Consider the following 5,946-nt stretch of genomic DNA (forward strand, 5'->3'; position numbering starts at 1 on the left):
GAAGAACAGGAGCGAAAAGGACCAAAAAATCGCCCAAAGCACACACGAAAACAGATACATCAAGCCAAGAAAAACTTTTTGGAGAAATTCAAAACAGCTTCTTAGTATCACTTAAACAACAATGGTGCAAAGCGATAAAGACTTCCACGCCAAACCGGCCATGTATGCCCACCCGGCGTTTCGAAATATGTATACCGAATGCCTATCTCATCGAAACGCTTCAACATAGCCTGACAATTCTGATAAGCAATGTCTTCTTTTCCGCCCATCGAAAACCAGAACTGCTTAAAGCCCTTGTTAAACTCATCCTTATGTGCTTTCAATTTCTCATAATATTTTTCGGTTTCATGTGCCGGCATACCGTGGCGCGACTGTACCCACCAGCCAGAACTGAATACGCCTATATAAGAAAAACACTCAGGATGGGTAATGCATGCATTCAAAGTCTGGATACCTCCCATTGACAAACCTGCCAACGCCCGGCTATCTTTGTCAGCCTTTACCCGGTACGTTTTTTCCACAAACGGAATGCAGTCGTTGAACAGTTCCGAATTAAAATCTTTGGTATTACCGTCCAGCATAACGATTATCATCGGAACAGCCTCGCCCCTAGCTATCAGATTATCCAGAATAATATCCGTCAATCCCTGTTGCGACCAGCCACGTTCATCCTCTCCTCCGCCATGTTGCAAATAAAGCACCGGATAGGATACAGAAGACTTTTCATAGCAAGGAGGTGTATAAACAAACATCCTTCGCCATGCATTTGCCGTTTTCGAGAAATACCGCTTCATACGAATCTCGCCATGAGGTACATCTGCTAAAGAAAAACGAGTGTCACCTTCAGGATAAGGAATCTCTATACCGCTGGTCATCATACTACATCCATAGAAAGACTCGCTTGCAGGGTCTGCCACCGGCACTCCATCAATTACCAGGAAATAATAATGGAAACCCGGACCTAAAGGTTCTGTTGTACAGGTCCACTCCCCGTTTTCGTCCCGCACCATATCATATTTCTTTCCTAAATCTATCTGCACACTCTTTGCATGCGGTGCCTTGACTTTAAAAGAAGCACGATGGTCGGCTGAGATACGAGGATACTGAGAGGCACGTACACTCAACACTGAACGTTCGCCCCCTGAGACGCTCCTGTCTTGGGCAGATAAGGTCATTGCAACTGCCAGCAACAAAGATACAAGTAAAGTTTTCATCATTTGTCAGACTTAAAGATTAAAGGCAAAAATTCATTCAGGCATCTGCGCCATGTCAACCATTCGTGATGCGTTCCGGGAGATTCATAATACGTATTTTTAATACCTATGGCACTCAGTTTCTCACTCAGCTCCCTGCTGCCCATACTTTCTTCCGAACCCATCCCGATGAACAATGTATGTACCTTGCGGTTGAAAGCATCGGCATCGGCAAACACTCCATTATATACCTTACGCATATCTGCTTCCGGAGGCAAAAAAATGGCACCGCTGAAAGCCCCGATATAAGCAAACTTGTCCAAATGTGCCAAAGTGGTCTGGAAAGTCTGGTGTCCTCCCCACGACAAGCCCGCCATGGCACGGTTATCACGGTCGGTCAATGTACGGAAAGTCTTGTCGATGTAAGGAATAATATCTTCCAGCAAAATCGGAGTGAATGATGCCCCGAATTCTTCACGCGACTCTCCTGGTCTGGCTCCATGTATATAACCACAATTTCCATAATCCATTACCACTATCATCGGCACACATTTTCCAGCAGCTATCTGATTATCGAGGATATCAGCCATTTTCCCCTGCCGGCTCCAGCCACGTTCGTCCTCGCCCATTCCATGCTGCAGGTACAATACCGGATAACGGCGGGAAGCATCTGTCTCATAATTTGCCGGAGTATAGACAAAGCATCTGCGTTCTTTCTGTTCGACGGAAGAGTAATAATGGCATTCGCGTACCTGCCCATGAGGGACAGACTGGTCATACGTATAATAAGCAGCTGCCTCGGGCGATTCGGGGATTTCGATGCCGCTTGCCATCTTGCCACACCCGAAAAAAGTCTCACTTGCCGGGTCATTGACGGCTACTCCGTCTACCAACAAGAAATAATAGTGGAAACCTACTACCAGCGGGTCTGTGGTCACACTCCACACTCCATCCGGATTTTTCGTCATCGGCCATTTCTTTCCACAGATATCCACCTGGACGCTTCGGGCTTCAGGAGCATCCAGACGGAAAGTAGCCCTTGATGAGGCATCTACACACGGATAGTCCGCTTCAGGGATATTCGTTTGTGCCGGTGTACCTTCCGGCAAAGTTTGAGCTGTTACTGCCGACCATGCCCCAATGCATGCCAGCATAATCGATAATTTCTTCATATTCATATCTTCCAATCATTTAGAAAGGTTGCTTACTCCTTCTTTAGTCTGTTCCACCACTCTTATGGTGCCGTCCGAATTGTAGAACAACTCTTCTACACACACACTTCTACGCCCTATGGCACCCTCATGTCCTCCCAGCGTAAGCGCGGCATTGTGATAGAACAGATACCATTTCCCTTTAAACTCAACGATTCCCGGATGAATGGTAAAACTGTTTTCCGCCATTCCGGTCAGTTCCCCCTGATAAGTCCACGGACCGGCAACCGAAGGTGCAGTAGCATACGAAACGACTTCCCTGTCAACCCCCATCGAAGCATAAGTAAGATAATAGAGGTCTCCATGCTTATGCAACCACGGTCCTTCCACATATTTCGGCAAATCTACCACTTGAATCTCACCGTCAAGCTCTGTCATATTCGGTTTCAGCCTGGCAAGGAAACATGTGCCGTTTCCCCAGCACATCCATGCCTGCCCCTCTCCGTCAATCAAAACAGTAGGGTCGATATCATTCCACCAGCCGCGTGCCCCATTGGAAGTCATGGTATCACATACCAGAGGTTTGCCGATAGCATCTTTGAAAGGACCGGTAGGCGAATCACCTACGGCTACCCCTATTGCCTTTCCTACATAAGGCTCTCCTCCCTGCACGGTGGTATAATAATAGAATTTACCATTTTTTTCTATCACCTGAGAAGCCCATGCCTCACCTACCGCCCAACTGAAATCGGTAGGTTTCAATACCGAACCATAATCGGTCCATGTCTGCATATCCGTCGTAGAATAGCACAGCCACTCTGTGATGTTAAATTCCTTTCCACCCGAAGCGGTATCCTGCCCTTCATAATACTCATCATGCCCTACATACAGGAAAAGAGTATCGTTATACACCATCGGAGCAGGGTCTGCCGTAAACTTATCCGTTATCAACGGATTACCCATGTTCTGAAAAACAGGAAATCCTTCCTGGGTCTTTTGCTGCGCACAACCGGCAAGCAACAAAATTCCTACTGCTACCAATAATTTTCTCATAAGCATCTCTATTTTTTAATTGAATATCCACAAACATCCCATGCAGGGGCGTACCGCATATGCCCGGATGCGTCCACTTATCCACGCGGCTGCCTTCGGACTGCAACGTCCTGCAACACTTTTTTCGTGAAACAAACATACAAAAAAACCGAACAGATACGGTATTTTCCGGACGTGGATTTTTATCATTCTTAAAATAATCCTCCCAAAAAGAAGATTTCTCCTCCTTTGCGCCCCGATACAGAAGCAAATATACCACCTTCCGTGCGCAGATATATCCAGCCGCCGGCAAGAATACTTGCGTATGCAGATGAGAATAATTACCTTTGCACACAATTTCCAATTACAAAGATATAACATAATAATGGAAGATACCAAACACATCCACATCAGCGACTACAACTATCCGCTCCCCGAAGAACGCATCGCTAAGTTTCCGCTTCCGGTGCGCGACCAATCGAAACTGCTGGTGTACCGCAACGGGAATATCAATGAAACCCGATTCACCTCCTTACCCGACTACATCGAACCGGGCATGCTGATGGTATTCAACAATACCAAAGTCATTCAGGCACGGCTGCACTTCCGGAAAGAGACCGGTGCCTTGATAGAAATATTTTGTCTGGAACCCATCCAGCCTAACGATTATGCACTGAACTTCCAGCAAACCGGACATGTAGCATGGCTTTGCATGATAGGCAACCTGAAAAAATGGAAAGAAGGTGTCTTGTCGCGGCAGATGACGGTAAAAGGACAAACCGTCATCCTGACTGCTTCACGCGGCGAAGCACGGGGCACCAGCCATTGGATAGACTTTAAGTGGAATAATCCAAACGTGACATTTGCCGACATTCTGGAAGTATTCGGCGAACTGCCCATTCCTCCTTATTTAAATAGGGAAACCCAGGAAAGCGACAAAGTGACCTATCAGACGGTATATTCAAAGGTAAAAGGTTCGGTAGCTGCACCTACGGCAGGACTACATTTCACCCAACGGGTACTGGATGCCCTGAAAGCCAAAGGAGTCGACCTCGAAGAAGTGACGCTTCATGTGGGAGCCGGTACCTTCAAGCCTGTAAAAAGCGAAGAAATATCGGGACACGAAATGCATACCGAATATATTTCGGTATCAAGGCACACCATCGGACAGCTCATTGCACACCAAGGGAAAGCCATAGCCGTAGGTACCACATCGGTACGTACACTGGAGAGTCTATATTATATAGGTGTAACCCTCCACCAGCATCCGGACGCAAATGATGCCGACTTGCATGTAAAACAATGGCAACCTTACGAAACGCATCCTACCCTTACTCCGGTAGAAGCATTGCAATGCATCCTCGACTATATGGACCGGCACGGACTGGAGGCACTTCACACCAGCACCCAGATTATCATCGCTCCGGGCTACGAATATAAAATAGTGAAACGTATGGTAACCAACTTTCACCAGCCCCAAAGCACATTGCTGCTCTTGGTCTCGGCATTCGTGAAAGGCGATTGGCACCGCATTTATGATTATGCCCTGTCACACGATTTCCGATTTCTAAGTTATGGCGATTCGTCTTTGCTTATAAACGAATAACAGGCATGCCAGTTATTCCGGCATTACCTGCCAAGTTGACAGTTTGTTTCAATCCGGCAACAAAAGGCACATTTATTTTTTGACGCAAGTCAAGAAATAGACATTTTACCCTATTTTCATCCCACCATCCGCGCTTCTTTTGAACAGAAGGCATTACATTTGTGTTGTAAAACATAGATCACAACATAAAACAGATTAACTAAACAGAAAGGATAACATTATGAAAAGGGTAAAAAGTTTGTTGAAAGAAATCAAGAAGAATCTGGAATGGAGTGCAAATGCCATCTATGGACAAAGCGACCGTTTCCGGTTCTGATGAAAAATGAATTGAAAGTAAAAGTGCTTATAAAAACGGGTAACCATTCAATGGGTTTACCCGTTTTTTTTTGTACGATAACAACATATCCCCGATTGTCTTCTTCCCGATATCCGTACTGCCATTATCGGAAGACACATGTATTTCACGGTTAAACTAAGCCCAAAAAGACAAACCAAAAGACAAACACGAAAAATATTTTTACTGGCTGCTTGGACAAAAGCGTTAATTGTGTATCTTTGTTTCGTGAACTAATCGCAAAACAATGAAAAGAAGATACACCTCTCTCTGTCAATTCATTTTCTTTGTGCTTTTGCAGGAAGGCAAAAGTAATCTTCCTTATCGTCTTTATTTGTTGGTTTGCGGAGAACAGTTTACCACGTTGCACTATTTCAAAAAGCTATTTGCCGGATGCGATACAAACACGTATCAGCATTATTGCTCGATGTATGAAAAAAGCAATCATGTGCCGTTGCAGTTGCCTAAAGGATATTGTGTGAAACTGACAGATGATAAGAACAGGTTAACAGGAGAGTTGGTTAAGAAGCTGTTTTGAATTTATCGTGCGATGATTTGGGATGAGTTTTTGAGGCATTTCCGCTTCTGTGATGAGGAAGATAGCGGGCTATCTGACGAAGAACAGGAGCG

At 45.4% G+C, this 5,946-nt stretch carries 4 protein-coding genes; 1 reads left to right on the forward strand and 3 read right to left on the reverse strand.

Annotated features, from left to right (window positions below):
• Positions 1-107 precede the first annotated feature (107 nt).
• The 3 genes from B5F71_RS18245 to B5F71_RS21110 are packed head-to-tail and all read right to left on the reverse strand — an operon-like array spanning position 108 to position 3,397.
• Positions 108-1,217 (reverse strand): alpha/beta hydrolase-fold protein, encoded by a 1,110-nt coding sequence (locus tag B5F71_RS18245; protein WP_087213209.1) that lies wholly within the window; start codon positions 1,215-1,217, stop codon positions 108-110.
• Positions 1,214-2,371: an alpha/beta hydrolase-fold protein gene (locus B5F71_RS21105; RefSeq protein WP_241148648.1), complete on the reverse strand. Its 1,158-nt coding sequence runs from the start codon at positions 2,369-2,371 to the stop codon at positions 1,214-1,216. Before B5F71_RS21105 ends, B5F71_RS18245 begins: the two co-directional genes overlap by 4 nt.
• Before the next feature lie 9 nt (positions 2,372-2,380).
• Positions 2,381-3,397, reverse strand: coding sequence for a glycoside hydrolase family 43 protein (locus tag B5F71_RS21110; RefSeq protein ID WP_241148649.1), 1,017 nt, complete (start codon positions 3,395-3,397; stop codon positions 2,381-2,383).
• A 361-nt stretch (positions 3,398-3,758) separates the two neighbouring features.
• On the opposite strand from B5F71_RS21110, the gene B5F71_RS18260 reads away from it, so the two are divergent.
• On the forward strand, positions 3,759-4,982 hold the full coding sequence (locus B5F71_RS18260; RefSeq protein ID WP_087213215.1) for an S-adenosylmethionine:tRNA ribosyltransferase-isomerase: 1,224 nt from the start codon (positions 3,759-3,761) through the stop codon (positions 4,980-4,982).
• Positions 4,983-5,946: the final 964 nt, after the last annotated feature.

Origin of the sequence: Bacteroides sp. An269 (assembly GCF_002159755.1) — a bacterium.
GTDB lineage: Bacteria > Bacteroidota > Bacteroidia > Bacteroidales > Bacteroidaceae > Phocaeicola > Phocaeicola intestinalis.